The 15,531-nt window shown below is 65.0% G+C and carries 14 protein-coding genes; 5 read left to right on the top strand and 9 right to left on the bottom strand.

Features of this window, described 5'->3' with window-relative positions; all coding sequences use genetic code 11:
- Positions 1-113 precede the first annotated feature (113 nt).
- Genes ENE74_RS15875 through ENE74_RS15865 form a run of 3 tightly spaced genes read left to right on the top strand, consistent with a single transcriptional unit; the run spans position 114 to position 1,723 of the window.
- Positions 114-776, top strand: a complete 663-nt coding sequence (locus ENE74_RS15875; RefSeq protein WP_127691909.1) for a HupE/UreJ family protein — start codon at positions 114-116, stop codon at positions 774-776.
- Complete coding sequence (locus ENE74_RS15870) at positions 773-1,363, top strand: hypothetical protein (RefSeq protein WP_127691893.1); 591 nt, start codon at positions 773-775, stop codon at positions 1,361-1,363. The genes ENE74_RS15875 and ENE74_RS15870 overlap by 4 nt, the downstream gene beginning before the upstream one ends.
- Positions 1,364-1,393: 30 nt before the next feature.
- The gene (locus ENE74_RS15865; RefSeq protein WP_127691892.1) at positions 1,394-1,723 is read left to right on the top strand and encodes a DUF6488 family protein; all 330 of its coding nucleotides are present in this window, start codon (positions 1,394-1,396) and stop codon (positions 1,721-1,723) included.
- 41 nt (positions 1,724-1,764) lie between these two features.
- Here the strand turns inward: ENE74_RS15865 and ENE74_RS15860 are convergent, their stop codons facing one another.
- The 8 genes from ENE74_RS15860 to ENE74_RS15825 form a co-directional block, all read right to left on the bottom strand.
- Positions 1,765-3,096 carry an MFS transporter gene (locus ENE74_RS15860; protein WP_127691891.1) on the bottom strand — a complete coding sequence of 444 codons (1,332 nt, stop codon included), beginning with the start codon at positions 3,094-3,096 and terminating at the stop codon, positions 1,765-1,767.
- A gap of 60 nt (positions 3,097-3,156) precedes the next feature.
- Positions 3,157-6,363: an efflux RND transporter permease subunit gene (locus tag ENE74_RS15855; protein WP_127691890.1), complete on the bottom strand. Its 3,207-nt coding sequence runs from the start codon at positions 6,361-6,363 to the stop codon at positions 3,157-3,159.
- Entirely contained in the window at positions 6,353-7,603 is a 1,251-nt protein-coding gene (locus ENE74_RS15850; protein ID WP_127691889.1) for an efflux RND transporter periplasmic adaptor subunit, read from the bottom strand. Before ENE74_RS15850 ends, ENE74_RS15855 begins: the two co-directional genes overlap by 11 nt.
- Positions 7,603-8,883, bottom strand: a complete 1,281-nt coding sequence (locus ENE74_RS15845) for a TolC family protein (protein WP_127691888.1) — start codon at positions 8,881-8,883, stop codon at positions 7,603-7,605. The genes ENE74_RS15850 and ENE74_RS15845 overlap by 1 nt, the downstream gene beginning before the upstream one ends.
- 59 nt (positions 8,884-8,942) lie before the next feature.
- Positions 8,943-9,356 (bottom strand): hypothetical protein, encoded by a 414-nt coding sequence (locus ENE74_RS15840; protein ID WP_127691887.1) that lies wholly within the window; start codon positions 9,354-9,356, stop codon positions 8,943-8,945.
- A gap of 63 nt (positions 9,357-9,419) precedes the next feature.
- Positions 9,420-10,679 (bottom strand): TniQ family protein, encoded by a 1,260-nt coding sequence (locus ENE74_RS15835; protein WP_241242057.1) that lies wholly within the window; start codon positions 10,677-10,679, stop codon positions 9,420-9,422.
- Positions 10,600-11,523 carry a TniB family NTP-binding protein gene (locus ENE74_RS15830; RefSeq protein ID WP_127691885.1) on the bottom strand — a complete coding sequence of 308 codons (924 nt, stop codon included), beginning with the start codon at positions 11,521-11,523 and terminating at the stop codon, positions 10,600-10,602. The genes ENE74_RS15835 and ENE74_RS15830 overlap by 80 nt, the downstream gene beginning before the upstream one ends.
- Entirely contained in the window at positions 11,520-13,175 is a 1,656-nt protein-coding gene (locus ENE74_RS15825) for a Mu transposase C-terminal domain-containing protein (protein WP_164847519.1), read from the bottom strand. The genes ENE74_RS15830 and ENE74_RS15825 overlap by 4 nt, the downstream gene beginning before the upstream one ends.
- 181 nt (positions 13,176-13,356) lie before the next feature.
- On the opposite strand from ENE74_RS15825, the gene ENE74_RS15820 reads away from it, so the two are divergent.
- A complete protein-coding gene (locus tag ENE74_RS15820; protein WP_127691884.1) occupies positions 13,357-14,595 on the top strand; it encodes a site-specific integrase in 1,239 nt (412 codons plus the stop codon).
- A 29-nt stretch (positions 14,596-14,624) separates the two neighbouring features.
- Here ENE74_RS15820 and ENE74_RS15815 read toward each other — a convergent pair whose 3' ends face one another.
- A complete protein-coding gene (locus tag ENE74_RS15815; RefSeq protein WP_127691883.1) occupies positions 14,625-14,951 on the bottom strand; it encodes a winged helix-turn-helix transcriptional regulator in 327 nt (108 codons plus the stop codon).
- Between the two features lie 166 nt (positions 14,952-15,117).
- Here ENE74_RS15815 and ENE74_RS15810 point away from each other — a divergent pair, with 166 nt between their 5' ends.
- Complete coding sequence (locus ENE74_RS15810) at positions 15,118-15,531, top strand: DoxX family protein (RefSeq protein WP_127691882.1); 414 nt, start codon at positions 15,118-15,120, stop codon at positions 15,529-15,531.

Below are 15,531 nucleotides of genomic sequence, written 5' to 3'. Positions count from 1 at the left end.
CCCCAGGCATGTGCCGGCGGGCTGCTTGCCCGTCCGGCGCCCAGGAAAGTCATATCATGTATCCATTCCGGGCCAGACCCTCGGCGCTTGGCCGCACGGTCCTCCTTGCCCTGATGGCCTTCTCCTTCGCCGGCGCGGCTTTCGCGCATGGCGTCGCCGAGGGCGACCAGGGCTATATCGAGCAGACGAGCGGGCCGCAGATCGGCGCGTTCCTCTATCTCGGCGCCAAGCATATGGTGACGGGCTACGATCACCTGCTGTTCCTGTTCGGCGTCATCTTCTTCCTCTACCGGATGAAGGATGTCGCCGCCTATGTGACGCTGTTCGCCATCGGCCACTCGACCACGCTGATCGCGGGCGTCCTCATGGGCACCCATGTCAGCGCCTATCTGGTCGACGCGATCATCGGCCTGTCGGTCGTTTACAAGGCGCTCGACAATCTCGGCGCGTTCCAGCGATGGTTCGGCGTCCAGCCCAACACCAAGGCGGCGGTGCTGATCTTCGGCCTGTTCCACGGCTTCGGCCTGGCGACCAAGCTGCAAGACTTCTCGCTCTCCTCGGACGGCCTGATCGTCAATCTCCTCTCGTTCAATGTCGGCGTCGAGATCGGCCAGATCCTCGCGCTCGCCGCCATCCTTATCGTCATGGGCTATTGGCGGCGCACGCGCAGCTTCTCGGCCCATGCCTTCACCGCCAACGTCCTGCTGATGACCGCCGGCTTCGTGCTCACCGGCTATCAGCTCGCGGGCTATGCTCTGGAAGGAGCCGCATCATGACCCAAGTTCCGCAACCCGGCATCGGCGAGTTGCCGAGCCTGCGCCAGCTCAACCGCGCGACCCTGATCGCGTTCGGCGCCGCCGTCATCCTCGTGACGACCGTGCTTCCGGCCGAATATGGCGTCGATCCCACCGGCGTCGGCCGCTTGCTCGGGCTGACCGAGATGGGCGAGACCAAGCAGGCCGACGCCGCAAGCCATGCCGCCCCGGCGCCGCCCGCGGTCGCGGCGCCCGCCGCCTCGCCGACGCCCGCCCTGAAGGCCGGGGAACCCGTCGAGGTGACGCTGACCCTCGCCCCCAATGAGGGCCGCGAGGTCAAGGCGACCATGAAGGCGGGCGGCGAGTTCGACTATCGCTGGGCAACCGACGGGCCGGAGGTACGGTTCGAGCTGCACGGCGAGCAGACCGGCGCCGCCGAGGGCGATTATACCAGCTATGAGAAAGGCAGCTCGGCGGGCGCATCGGGCAAGTTCCGCGCCCCCTTCGACGGCACGCATGGCTGGTATTGGCGCAACCGCACCGACCGGCCCGTCACCATCACCGTCACCGCTACCGGCGACTTCGAGAAATTCGCCGCGCTTCCCTGACATCTCACTTCATTCTGAAAGGACATCACCATGCGTATTGCTCTTATTGCTCTTGCCGCCTTCGCGCTCCATGCCGGCCCGGCGCTCGCCCATCCCGACCATGACGACGAGGAGCATGAGGCGCGCACGCCCCAGCAGACCGCCCGCGACAATGTGATCCGGCTCGTCAGCCAGGCGAAACTGCCGGCGAGCTGGTCGCGGGCAACCGTGGCCGGCACGCGCGAGCGGACCAGCCGGGGCCAGCGCCAGACGATCGTGACCTTCCGCAACGACGCGGAATCCGACCCGGCGCGCAAGCTGTTCCATGTCGTGCTGACGACGGACGGCCAGTTCGTCTCGGGCGACTTCCGCCAGCCCTGATTTCCGAGGGACGCCGGGGCTATCCCCCGGCGTCCCCAATCCTAGCGGATCGGCCAGTGCGGATGCAGCTCGTCGATCATGAACGCATGGGCGGTGCGGCCCTCCGGGTGGCCTTCGACCAGATGGGGATGGTCGGGCGGCAGGCCGTCATGGTCATGCGCCACCACTTCGGGGTCGTCCCTCGGCCAGATCAGGAACGCGGTAATGGTGCCAAGCAGCCCCAATATGGCGGCGGCCGCGAACGCGAGGCCCATGCCGCCCAGCGCGCCGGTCTGGCCGGCGAGCGGATAGGCGACGAGCCAGCACACATGGCTGAGCGCAAACTGCGCGGCGAACAGCGCGGGGCGATCTTCGGCGCCCGATGAGCGGCGCAGCAGGCGGCCGCCCGGCGTGATGCTCGCCGAATAGGCGATGCCGAGCACCAGCCAGCCCGCAAGGATCACCCCCCAATAGCTGGGTGACGCATGGCCGCCCCAGGAGACAGCCAGGGCGGCGAGCGCCAGCGTCATTGCGGTTGCCGCCGACAGCATCACCGTGCGGTCAGGGAGCTTTTCGAGCAGGCGCGGCAGCAGCAGCGCCGCCAGCATCGAGCCGCCGCCGAACGCGGCGAGCGTGACCGCCACCGCGCTTTGCCCGCGCCCCAGCGCCGCCTGCACCAGCACCGGCGTATTGACGATCACCATCGCGCTCGCGGCGGCGGCGGCAAGCGTTACCGCCAGCAGCCCACGCAGACGGGGCGTCTTGAGATAGAGCCGGGCGCCCCGCGTCGTGTTGTCGTAAATTCCGCCCTTCGGTTTGGCGGCGGAGCGCGGCAGCACGGTGGTCAGCACCAGCAGCGCCGAGCAGGCAAACCCGATCGCGGTGCCCGAGAACAGCCAGTGGAAATTCATCACCGTCAGCAGCGCGGCGGCGAGCATCGGGCTGGTCAGGCTCTCCATGTCGTAGGCGAGCCGCGAGAGCGACAGCGCGTTGGTATAATCCTTCTCATCCGGCAGCACGTCGGGGATGGTGGCCTGGAAGGTCGGCGTGAACCCGGCCGAGGCCGATTGCAGCACGAAGATCAGCATATAGACTTGCCAGACCTCGCTGACGAACGGCAGCGCGAGCGCCACCAGCCCGCGGATCACGTCCATCGCCACTAGGAAGCTGCGGCGCGGCAGGCGGCTCGCATAGGCGCCAACGATGGGAGCGACGCCGATATAGGCGACCATCTTGATCGCCATCGCGGTGCCGAGCACCGCGCCCGCATCGGCCCCGGCGATGTCGTAGGCAAGGAGGCCGAGCGCGACCGTGGCGAGGCCGGTGCCGACCAGCGCGATGATCTGCGCCAGGAACAGATGGCGATAGGTCCGATTGGCGAGAACCGAAAGCATGGCGGGTATCCTTGGTGGGTCCGCTCCCATGCGCGGTCGGCGCATGGGAGCGGCATGGGGTCAGCTTGCGGCGGGCGCCGTGTCCGCCGGCATCTGCGCTTCCGGCTCGGCCCTGCGACCATGCACGAGGCGGTAGAGCGCCGGCAGCACCAGCAGCGTCAGCACCGTCGAGGAGATGATGCCGCCGATCACCACGGTCGCGAGCGGCCGTTGCACCTCGGCGCCAGCGCCGACATTGAATGCCATCGGCACGAAGCCGAGGCTCGCCACCAAGGCGGTCATCAGCACCGGACGGAGCCTTGTCAGCGCGCCTTCGCGGATCGCGTCCTCAAGGCCGCCGCCGGACTCGCGGAGCTGGCGGATGAAGCTCAGCATCACCACGCCGTTCAGCACCGCCACGCCCGAGAGCGCGATGAACCCGACCCCCGCCGAGATCGAGAGCGGCATCCCCCGGATCAGCAGCGCCGCCACGCCGCCCGTGAGCGCCAGCGGCACCCCGGAGAACACGATGGCGGCATCCTTGCCCGACCGGAACAGCCAGTAGAGCAGCCCGAAGATCAGCAGCAGCGCGGCGGGCACGACCAGGCGCAGCCGCTCGGCCGCCGAGATAAGCTGTTCGAACGTGCCGCCATAGCTCACCCAATAGCCGGGCGGGACTTCGACCTCGGCGCCCACCTTCTCGCGCAACTCCTCGATGAACGAGCCGAGATCGCGGCCGCGCACATTGGCGGTCACGACCACGCGCCGCTTGCCGTCCTCGCGGCTGATCTGGTTGGGGCCGATGACGACCTCGACCTTGGCCACATCGGCGAGCGGCACGAACCCGCGCGGGTCGGCGCCATTGCCGGCCAGCGGTATCCGCAAGCGCCCGATTTCGTCGGCCTTGCTGCGAATGTCCTCCGGCAACCGCACGATCACCGGAAAGCGGCGGTCGCCCTCGAACATCTGGCCAGCTTCCCGGCCGCCGATCGAGACGGCCACCACATCCTGCACGTCGCCGATGTTGAGGCCGAGCCGGGCCAGCGCCGCCCGGTCGGGCGTGATCTGGAGCACGGGCAGACCCGTCACCTGCTCGACGCTGACATCCTGCGCGCCCTCGATGCCGCTCACCACGCCTTCGATCGACTGGCCGATCTCATGGAGCCGGTCGAGATCGTCACCGAACACCTTGATCGCGACATCCGCTCGCACACCCGACAGCAGTTCGTTGAACCGCATCTGGATCGGCTGGGTAAACTCATAATTGTTGCCGGGGATGGTTTCTGCGGCCGCCTGCATCTCGCGGACGAGCTGCGCGCGCGGCTTGCTCGGATCGGGCCATTCGCTGCGATCCTTCAGCATGATGAAGGTATCGGCGACCGAGGGCGGCATCGGGTCGGTCGCCACCTCGGCGGTGCCGATCTTGGCAACGATCCGCTCGACCTCGGGGAACTGCTTGAGCCGGGCTTCGAGCGCGGTCTGCATCCCGATGGCTTGCGTGAGGCTGGTGCCGGGGATGCGCAGCGCATGAAGCGCGATGTCGCCCTCGTCGAGATTGGGAACGAACTCCGATCCCATCCGCGTCGCGGCGAAGCCGGAGATCGCCACAAGGGCGATGGCTCCTGCGACGAACGCAACCCGCAGCCGCAAGGCGGCATCGAGCGCGGGCGCATAGAGCTTGCGCGCCCAGCCCATGAGGCGGCTTTCCTTCTCCTCGACCTTGCCGGTGACGAACAACGCGACCGCTGCCGGCACGAAGGAGAGCGACAGAATGAGCGCGAAGGTCAGCGCCATGACCACCGTGATCGCCATCGGGTGGAACATCTTCCCCTCGACGCCGGTGAGCGCGAAGATCGGCACATAGACGAGCGCGATGATGAGCACGCCGAACAGCGACGGGCGGATCACCTCGGAGGTGGCCGACGCCGCCAGCGAGAATCGCTCCTCGCGATCGAGCAGACGCCCCAGGCGGTGCTGCGCCTCGCCGAACCGGCGCAGGCAGTTCTCGACGATGATGACCGCGCCATCGACGATCAGCCCGAAATCGAGCGCGCCGAGACTCATCAGATTGCCCGACACGCCCGCGCGAAGCATCCCGGTGATCGTCATCAACATGGTGATCGGGATGACCGCCGCCGTGATGAGCGCCGCGCGGATATTGCCCAGCAGCAGAAACAGCACGACGATGACGAGCAGCGCGCCTTCGAGCAGGTTCTTCTCGACAGTCCAGACCGCCCGTTCGACAAGATCGATGCGGTCATAGATCGCCACGGCCTTCACGCCCGCCGGGAGTGCCTTGGCCGCTTCTTCAAGCCGCGCGGCTGCCGCGCGCGCGACGATCCGGCTATTCTCGCCGGCCAGCATGAACACGGTGCCCAGCACCACTTCCTGCCCGTTTTCAGTCGCGGCCCCGGTCCGCAACTCCTCTCCCATCCCCACATCGGCCACATCGGCGACGCGAATCGGCACGCCGCCGCGATTGGTGACAATGATCGACTTGAGATCGTCGATGCCCGAAGCCTGACCTGGCACGCGGACCAGATATTGCTCGCCATAGCGTTCGACATAGCCGGCACCGACATTGGCGTTGTTGCGGCCGAGCGCCTCGACCACATCATTGAGCGTCAAGCCATAGGCCGAGAGCCGGTCGGGCAGCGGCGTCACATGATATTGCCGCTCATAGCCGCCGATACTGTTGACCTCGGTGACGCCTGGCGTGTTGCGGAGTTGCGGCCGGATCACCCAATCCTGAAGCGTGCGCAAATCCTCTGGCGTGTAACGGCTGCCATCGGACTTGCGGGCGTTTGGCTCCGCTTCCAGCGTATACATGAAGATTTCGCCCAGCCCGGTCGCGATCGGTCCCATTTCGGGGATGACGCCTTCGGGAAGCTGGTCGCGCGCGGTCTGGAGCCGCTCGTTGATGAGCTGGCGCGCGAAATAGATATTGGTGCCATCCTCGAACACCGCCGTCACCTGGGAGAGACCGTAGCGTGACACCGAGCGCGTATATTGGAGGCCAGGCAGGCCGGCGATCGCTGTCTCGACCGGAAAGGTCACACGCTGCTCTGCTTCGAGCGGCGAGAAGCCGGTCGCTTCGCTGTTGATCTGAACCTGGACGTTGGTGATGTCGGGTGTGGCGTCGATCGGCAGGCGCTGGAAAGCCCAGACGCCGATACCGCACAGCAGCACGACGACGGCGAGAACCGCCCAGCGGAAGCGGATCGCGGCCGAGACGATATGTTCGAGAAAGCCCGAGCTTGCGGGCGCGGGGATGGTCTCAATGGTCATGGCTGGCCCCCGACTTGTCGATGTCGGCCCGGATCAGGAACGCGCCATCGGTCACATATTCGGTGCCGGGTTCGAGGCCGCCGAGCACTTCGGTCCATTCGGGCGTGCGGCGCCCGATCTCCAGCATCCGCACCTCATAGGTGTTGCCGACCTTGGCATAGACCACCTCGAAATCGCGGAACCGCTGGATCGCCTTGGTCCTGACCGCGAGCGGCACTTGCGCCTCGGCGACGGCGAACGATCCCTCAATCCCCATACCGGGGCGGAAAGTCTGCGAGGCGGATGCCGGCAGATGGACATGCGCCATCATCGTCTGGCTGGCGACGTCCGCGGTCGGCAGCACGGCCTCCACGGGCGCGTCGAGCTTCGCTTCGCCCGACAGGCTCCGCACGCTGACCCGCTGGCCTACGCGCACGCGCTCGGCGTCGCGGGGATAGACGAAGAACTCGGCATGGAGCTTCGTGGGATCGGCAATCACGAACAGCGCCCGGTCGCCGGTGGTGTCGCCGACATTGGCGTTCTTTTCGATGATGGTGCCGCTGATCGGTGCGGGCACCGCATAGGTCTGGAGCGAATGGCTGGACTCGACGCGCAGCAGGGTCTGCCCCCGGCTGACCCGATCGCCGAGCTTGCCGCTCATCCAGACGATCTGGCCCGGAAGCCGGGCGCGGACATCGGCCTTGCCTTCGGGCGTGATCTCGATGCGCCCGCCCATGTCGATCAGCTCGGCGACGGTCGCGGAACCCGCGCGCTCGGTCTTGACGCCTCCGGCCCGCGCCGCCTCGGCCGAAATCCTCGTGCGGCCCTCATAGGAGGCGTAGGTCCAGTTGTGCGTGCGGCCGCCCTCGACGGCGCGCACCTTCACGTGGAACGAATGCGGCTCGATCACCACACCGCCGCCGCGCAGATAGTCCTCCTGCGGGGTGAAGGCGAAGCGGTCGACCTTGCCGCCGAGGCGCGACAGCTCGATGGCAAGCTGCACGTCGCGCGGCGGCACGGGTTTGTCGCCACGATAGGGATAGACGTGGAACTCGGGATCGACGCCGTCCTCGAAGATCGTGATCTCGACCGCGAAATCGCCGTCGCGCAGCATCCGGCCGCGATGGGGGCCGCGTTCATACTCGCTGGCGGCAGCGTCGGCCTTGGGTTCGGCGGTTTCGGTCGTCGTCGGGGACTCGCCGCAACCGGCGAGCAGGACAAAAGCGAGCAGTGTGCCCGTGATAGGAATGGATCGTGTCATCAGCGGTTCTCCGCGCTGGCAAGAAGGGGAGCATGGCGGCCGGTCAGCCGGTCGAGACGGACGCCTGCGAGGTGGAAGCGGCGCAGCAGCTCGACCCGGCGCGAGCGCGCGTCGGTCAGGGCTTGGCTCGCCTGGTTGATTTCGAGGAAGGTGAAAGCCGTGCCGCCACGCGCGAAGCCATCGCGCACCAGCATCACGGCGCGTTCAGCACTGGGCAGCACCTCCCGGTCGATCCGGGCGATCTCGGTGGCAAGCGCCGCGCGCTCGGCCACAAGCCGGTCGACGTCGCGGCGGATTTGCGCTCGCACCACCGCGATCTCGGCCTCGGCCGCCTGGGCTTCGGCATTGGCGCGCGCGACATTGCCGCGATTTGCTGACCGGCTGCCCAGCGGGATCGACCCGCCGATCATGATGGCGACGTCATTGCCTTGACCGAAATGGCGCAGGCCCACGCGCGCGGTCGGGTCGGAGACATTGCCGGTCTCGGCGAGCCGGACCCGCGCGCCTGCCGCATCACGCTCGGCGGCGAGCAGCGCGATGTCAGGGCTGTCATCGTCCGGCGCCATAGCCGCGTCCACGCTGGCGAAAGGCGCCGTGTCGAGGCTGTAGTCGGCGCCGCCGCCCCACCAGGAAGCGAGCGTGGCGCGCGCGATGCGGGCGTTCTCTCGTGCCTGGTCGAGCGCGATCCGCGCTTGCGCCACGGCGGTTTTGGCCCGTTCGCCGGCGAACAGCGGATCGAGCGCGCGGTCCACGCGCCGGGCAGTCTCCGCTTCGACGCGCTGGGCAGCGGCAAGCCGTTGCTGCGCGATCGGGATCGCCGCTTCGGCCGCCAGCGCCTCGACCCATGCGGCTTGGACCTGCGCCATGAGATCGAGCATCCGAAGGCGATTGCGTGTCGAGGTCGCGTCGAGATCGGAACGGGCGGCGCCGATGCGGGCCTCGCGTTTGCCGCCGCGTTCCCAGGTGCGTTCATACCATGCGGTTGTCTGGGAGCGATCGACTGGAGAATAGGGGCCGGTGCCCATGAAATCCTCGACATCGACGCCGACGACATCACGCGGCCGCACATCGGCCTGGGTGATGGCGGCATCAGCCGCCTGGAGCCGCGCGGCATTGGCCGCAACGGAAGGATCGCCGGACGCGACGCGCGACAACGCATCGGACAGGCTGAGGGTCTGCGCCGCGCCGATCGAAGGCGCGGACAATGTGGCCAGCGCTGCGCTTATCGCAAGCGTGCGCCGCAGACGCGCCGATGGGCGCGCAACAAGAAGGGAAAACATGACAGAGACGGTCTCACGAGCAGGCGTGGCAGATGCCGCGCCTCATGTGACGCGGCGGCTCAGCTTGGGATCGCGAGGCTCTTGGGAGGTCGTTCGGGGCCGGAAATGCGCAAGCTTGGTGTCTGGTTATCCGGCGCAAACCCATGCAGCGCGCCGGACAAGACGAGTTGAGCAGCCTCCGCTGCAGCCGTCACCGGTACAGCCGATCCGCCATCGCCATGATGGTGATGGCTGCCGGGCAGATGGTCGGCCGGATCTTTGTCGCCGGGTTGGGGCGCGTGATGATCGTCGGCATGGTCTTGTATGATGGAAGTTTCGCTGAACAAGGAATGGTCGTGTTCGAACGAAACACCCGGCGCATGCTGGATCTTGTCGATAGACGTGGAGAGCGAGGTGCCGGCGAAGACGACGGCCAAGGCGATACAAAGCATCGCCCAAAACCGGTTCGCGAGGAAGAGCCTCGAAATGCGCATGGATGGGGTTCTAGCCGGTGAAGGGCGGTGGCTCAATCAGGAACTACTTCCCACGACATGGAATCAGATTTGGCCGGTGGAACGGTTAAATTTGGTTTGTTCGTTGGACGATGAATGCGCGAATGCGTTGCGTATCGCTCGATGCGCCGCTTCCAGCTTTGAGATCATGAACCGGCGAGCCATTCGCTCTCGTGCGGCTTTGATCTGAAGGATAAAGGCGGAAGACCAGTGGCCGTCTGCCATCAGCAAGCGATCGAGCCCGCCGCGATCTGTCCTGGCTATGAACCTTTCGATCGCTGGCGGTGCTTCAGGACCAAAAAGCGCGGCACCTACATCGGGATTGGTTTCGATGATGCCGCAAGCGGCGGCAAGCAGGCACCGGCGCAGGAGCGGCGATGCGGTGGCCAGCGGGTTGCGAGTGTCGCTCGAATAGAATTGGAGACCGATGTAACCGGGCGTCATCGCATCGCACGCGAAATCGTTCAGCGCGATATTCCGTGTCCTGCACCACCAATATTCGTCGTTTGGCGGCTTCTTGGTCAGGAGGCTGCAAACGTCTCGAACCTCGTTGAGGAGTTGGCCGGCCGACGTGAAGTTGAAGCGGAACTGGTCAGGGGTCCTACCCCTAATCGCGCCCATGCATTGCTGCTCGAACGCAATGATATGATCCCAGCGAACCCGGGTATCCTTCCCGGCATAAAGGGCCGGCGCCGAGGTTCTTTCCATCGGTTGCCAGCAGGCTTCGCAAATCATCCGCAGCGGACCGCGCGCGGGCATCGCAAATCGCCATGTCCGCGACCCGCAACCATTGCAACGATCCTCCAGCGGCCAGCGGTGCCGATGGCAAAAGCCCACGGCGGCCAGCACCCACTGACGCCGGACGTGTGCTGGCCGGTCGGATGCGAAATCTTCCGCGAGACACCGGCTGCACCAACTGACGTGCAACCGTGGTATCGGGATCAGCCCGGTAGAACTGGCTGACCCTGGGAGGTGTTCCCAGGCCAGAAAATCGGGCGGCAAAGCGGGATAATGTTTCGCGAGACTATGTTCGACCAAGCGCGCTGCCGACACGTTGAGGTCGTCGGCAGTCGCATTGATCCAGGCCATTGTCGGGCGAATATCCGGGTGGCGCCAGTCGCCCATGCGATCTCGGACAGCCTTTGGCGCCGGTAGCCCTCGCCCTCGGCGGGAATGGCGCTGACGCGCGTGCCAGGACGTCAGCAGTTCGTCAGCGAAAGGATATTCATGCCGCACGGCGCCGCAACGCCCGCTTGGTACTGGCGATGACTTGCATCGAGACGAGCGGGAGCAATAGTTGCTCATCATCGAAGCTGTCGGCGTCGATCATCTCGCGGCCGCTTCGGATCGCCGCGATTGCGACAGCCTCCATCAATCGGAATATTCGGCCTGTCACGCCCTCGCTCAATGCGATGACGCGCTGGCGGACATCAGGTTCATCGAGCAGGGAAGGGCGGCGCAAGGGCAGCAGACCGGCGAAGCTCGCCATGAGCTGGCGCAGGGCGTGATCGTTGCGCCATGGAGACAGCTCGAAGGCGGCGAAGCGGTCGGCGAGATTAGGATCGGTGAGTATCGCGATACGTGCATCTTCGGTGCCCGCGCACACGATCGGGATTCTGAGGTCGTTGGTCAGAAAGCGAATGGTGTTGAGAAAAATCCGCTGTTGGCGCGGCGAGCCTGCCAGCATCTTGTCGATTTCGTCGAGGACCAGCACCTTCGTCCCGAATTCCCCAAGGGTGCGACGAGCCAGAGAGCGCAGTGATCGCAGGGAGATATGGTCGAACTCGGAGTAGTTCATCGCCAGCATAAGCTCGGTGTAGAACTCGTCCTCGGTAGGCTGTGGCGGCATCTGCACCTTGACGACAGGCATGATCCTAAGGCCGGCGCCTTTATCATACCGGGTTGCGTGCAGCTCTGCGAAGCGATTGAGGATCTCGCTTTTGCCCATACCAGTGGAACCGAAAAGCAGGAGGCAGGGCATGCGGCCGCGCGGGGGATAGGTCAGCAGATCTTCTAGCCTGCCGAGCGCGGCTTCGGATTGTGGCAGCGATAGCCATCGATCGCGTCTCAGCCAGTCGATGCGTTCGTCGTCGGATAGCCCTGCCTGCTCGCGATATGCCGGAAACAGGTGATCGTAAAGGTCGGTCATAGTCGCTCCTCGATCTGGAATGGAACGATAGGCGCGCTATCCTCCGGCTCGGACGATACCGGCAAAGCCATTGAAGGGGCTGCGGTGGCAGGAGGAAGGCCAGCCTCCAGAGCATAGGCGATGCGCTGGGCGGATTTTCGCGCTGTCTTGGTCTTGTGGGCCGCTTCGAGGACGATGCGCCGCTGCTCGTTCACCATGTCAAACAGCGATTGCTCGTCGACGGCCTGGCGCCCGCGCTCGCGCAGTGCTCGCACTGCAAGGTCGTGCTCGAACTTCGTGATGGCAGGCCGTCGCCGATCACGAAGCGGAACCGTCAAATGCTCGGTATCGGACAACTCGACGTAAACAGCCGAGAGGTTGAGCGGATTATATTTGATCGGGAGCTTGTGGTCGCAGTTCGCGATGAGGCCGGCCAGACTGCCATGCCAGTAGAACGCATGGAACAGCTCGATCCCCTCGCGCCTGACCTTCCGCATCTCGAACGGGAGAAAGTTGAAAAGGAAGCGAGCGGGATCGGCGGGGAGCCGGAGCGGATCAGCGCGGTTGCCCAGCCCGTCGGCCCAGGCCGTGAGCGGCGGGACGCCAAGCTCGCTGTGAATCGAGCCATGATAGACGCCGACTTCGAGCGCGAACCACTGCTCGAACTCGCGCAGCGTCATACAGGCCCGGCCTTCGGCGTCATAGTCGCCTTTGGCCTTTATGTTTGCAAAGGTCGTACCGGGCAGGAGATGCACGGCGCCGACCGCGGTTCCGATCAAGCGTTCGATGTGGCCACCGTAGTGCGGCGTGCGCCGGGGGCGGTGCTTGAGGTCGATGCCATGCTGCTCGCAGCCGCGCTCGAGTGCCCGGGACCGAAACTCTGCGGCATTGTCGAGATGCAGAGTTTCGGGGATGCCGAAAACGGGATAGTCGAGGTTGATCTCCCGCTCCTGAAGCCAGGTTGCCTTCGGCAGGACTGCATGGCGGATCGCCATGCCTACAGACGTGGCTGAGGGTCTCTCAAGCGAGATGTAGAAGCCCGGAATGACCCGCGTCGCTACGTCGATCTGAAGGGTCAGCGTTGGTCGACCAAGCGGTTTGCGGAAATGCTCGTCGACGATGATGATATCGGCAGGTGTGTGGTCTATTTGTACGATCTGCAGCGGGTAGTCGGCAGTGTAAGATCGCGTCACGGGTCGATATCGATCAGATGCAGCCTTCGCACCGTCGCGCGCCCTGGTGAGGCGTTCTCGGTCAATCGCGGCAACGCGCGCGGCGATGGTCTTGCGTGTCGGGGCGCGAAGGCCGCGTTCATAACAGGCATGCCGAATCTCGCGTAGCAATCGCGCGAGGGTCGGCTTGGGGCGCGTCAAGTAGAACCGCTCGATTTCGGAGGCGACTACCTGGTCGATCTCCGGCGCCAATCGGCGACGCCCTTTGGGAAAACCTTCGGGCCGATCGACCAGGGAGCTGGTAACGGGCTCTGCGCGATAGCGGGCGACAAGCTCAAAAACGCGCGACCTGCTCAGGCCCAGCTCCGCGCTCGCATTCAACATCGCGGCGCGGGTAATCTTGGGCAGGCTGGCAAGCGAACGAATAGCCGGCTCGCGATTGCAAGCAATGCTCCAGGCTGTAGAATCCGCTCTCGTAAGAGCTGTGCCCGTTTCGGCCATGACCTATCCCCGATCTTGCCAGGGACTCGTGTTGCCGGGTCCACCGGTATTGTATCAGAAACGGGATGGACGGGCGAGAGTCCGGAGGTATTTGGGATAGATGAAGATTGAAAAACCTAGCAATTTCGGTCTGTCGGTTTGGTCAAGCTGACACAAGTTCGCCAGAGGAGCGAGGCGAGTCATGGCTGCCGAAACTGTCCAGGAGGGGCCTAAAACCGCGGTAGCGGCGTCTGAGGCCCACTTGCCGGCAGTTAGGGCGCTGGACGACCTTGCATGGATGGTTGTGCAGATGCGCGCGGGCGAGCGCATCGCCGTCAACGAGGCGCTGATCGCCGCCTATCAGGGCGCCTCGTCGGCTCACAGCATCCGCGCGCTCAAATCCGACCTCGAAGCATTCGACCTGTGGTGCAGACGGACGAACCGCATCGCGTTGCCGGCAACACCCGAGACTGTGGTCGCCTATCTGGATGACCGGGCAGGGAAGGGGGCCAAGCCGGCTTCGCTCGGCCGCTACAGAGCATCGATTGCCAAGATCCACCACCTGCTCGACCTCAAGGATCCCACGCAGGCGGAGCTGGTCAAGCTGCGGCTGCGGGCGATCCGGCGCGAAAACGGCGTAGCGCAGGCCCAGGCGCGGCCGCTGCGGTTCAAAGGGCCGGTCAGGGATGTGGAGCGCGACCAACCCCGCGGCCTCAACGTAAGGGCGCTGTTGGAGGCCTGTGGTGACGATCTGACGGGATTACGCGACCGGGCGCTGCTCTCCACTGCCTACGACACCGGTCTGCGCGCGTCCGAACTGGTAGCCGTGTGTGTGGAACATATTGTGGAAGCGCTCGATCCCGAAGCGCGGCTGCTGGAAATTCCCCGCAGCAAGGCGGACCAGGAAGGGGAGGGGGCGACCGCCTTTCTGTCCCCGCGTTCGGTACGCGCAATCGCAGCCTGGCGCGCGGCGTCGGGGATTGCGAAAGGGCCGCTGTTCCGGCGGGTCCAGGTACGACGCTACAAGGCGCGCAAAGCGATGCCGGGACGGAAGATCGAGAGCATTTCGTCGCGCGAAAGATGGGATCTGCGCAAGACGCTGCCCAGGGGCGCGATGGCCGCGCGAGTGGAATATGATGTGGGTGAGGGCGCTCTCCATCCCGGCTCGATCGGGCCGATCTGGCACGCCATGATCCGCAAGGCTTTTGAGCGCGGCGCGCTGATGGATTTGACGATCGACGATATAGTACGCCTCCTCAAGGGGATCAGCGCCCATTCGACGCGGGTGGGCCTCACTCAGGATATGTTCGTCAGTGGCGAGGATCTCGCCGGCATTATGGACGCAGGCCGCTGGAAGAGTCCCAGAATGCCGCTGAGTTACAATCGTAACCTTGCGGCAGAGCAGGGCGCCGCTGGCCGGCTGATGCGTAAACTCAGCTAAGCCCGCACTTAGTTTCCCGAAAAACTTACCTACGACCCCGGCGATCCATGCTCCGCCCACCAGGTGGCGAGCGCGTCCATGGTGGGGCGCAGCGCATAGGCTTTCGCGGTCATCGCATAGTCGACGCGAGGCGGCACTTCAGCGAATACGGTGCGTGTGACCAGCCCATCGGCTTCCAGCTCCCGCAGCTGCGCCGTAAGCATATGCTGCGTGATACCTGGGATGGCCTTGCGCAACTCGCCGAAGCGATGGACGCGCTGATGCAGCAGCCACATGATCTCCAGCTTCCACTTGCCCGACAGCATCGCAAAGGCACGCCGCATCTCATTCTGCATGGTGAAGTCGTTTGCGATCATTAGTATGTCATTTCATACTTAGGTACTAAAATCCATCCTACTTGCACAAATTCATTGAGCACCACAATTTATACCAAGGCTGCTGATCGGGGGAATGAAATCCCCTGACGGCCTGTTGCAAACTCGAATGTGGTCAGTCGGACCAATGCTGTCACCAGGAACGAACATGGCCCAAACCTATGCCTATTGGATCAGCACCGCGATGCTTTCGGTGCTGTATCTGTCATCCGCCGGGCTCTATCTCGCCAGGCGCGATTATGTGCGGGATGTGCTTCGGGGGCTTGGCTACCACGCCGCCTATCTCGTCCCGGTCATGGCGGCGATCAAGATTCTTGCGGTGCTCACCATCCTTTCGCGCTTCGGCGTCGCGTTGAGCGATCTGGCCTATGCCGGCATCCTCTTTCACCTGCTGTTATCGGGCATTGCACATCTCGGCGTGCGCAAGCCGGGTGGTGCGATACCCGCGGTCGTGGGCCTCATTCTGCTCACCGCGTCGTTCGCCACCCAAAACACAGCGCGCGAAATGCCGTCGCCCTACGCTCCTGCTGCCACCTCCCTCACCATCATGACAAGGAACTGA

Source organism: Sphingobium algorifonticola (assembly GCF_004005485.1).
Lineage (GTDB): Bacteria > Pseudomonadota > Alphaproteobacteria > Sphingomonadales > Sphingomonadaceae > Sphingobium > Sphingobium algorifonticola.
The sequence above is the reverse complement of the archived record's forward strand: the minus strand, read 5'-3'. Positions and strand labels throughout refer to the sequence as shown.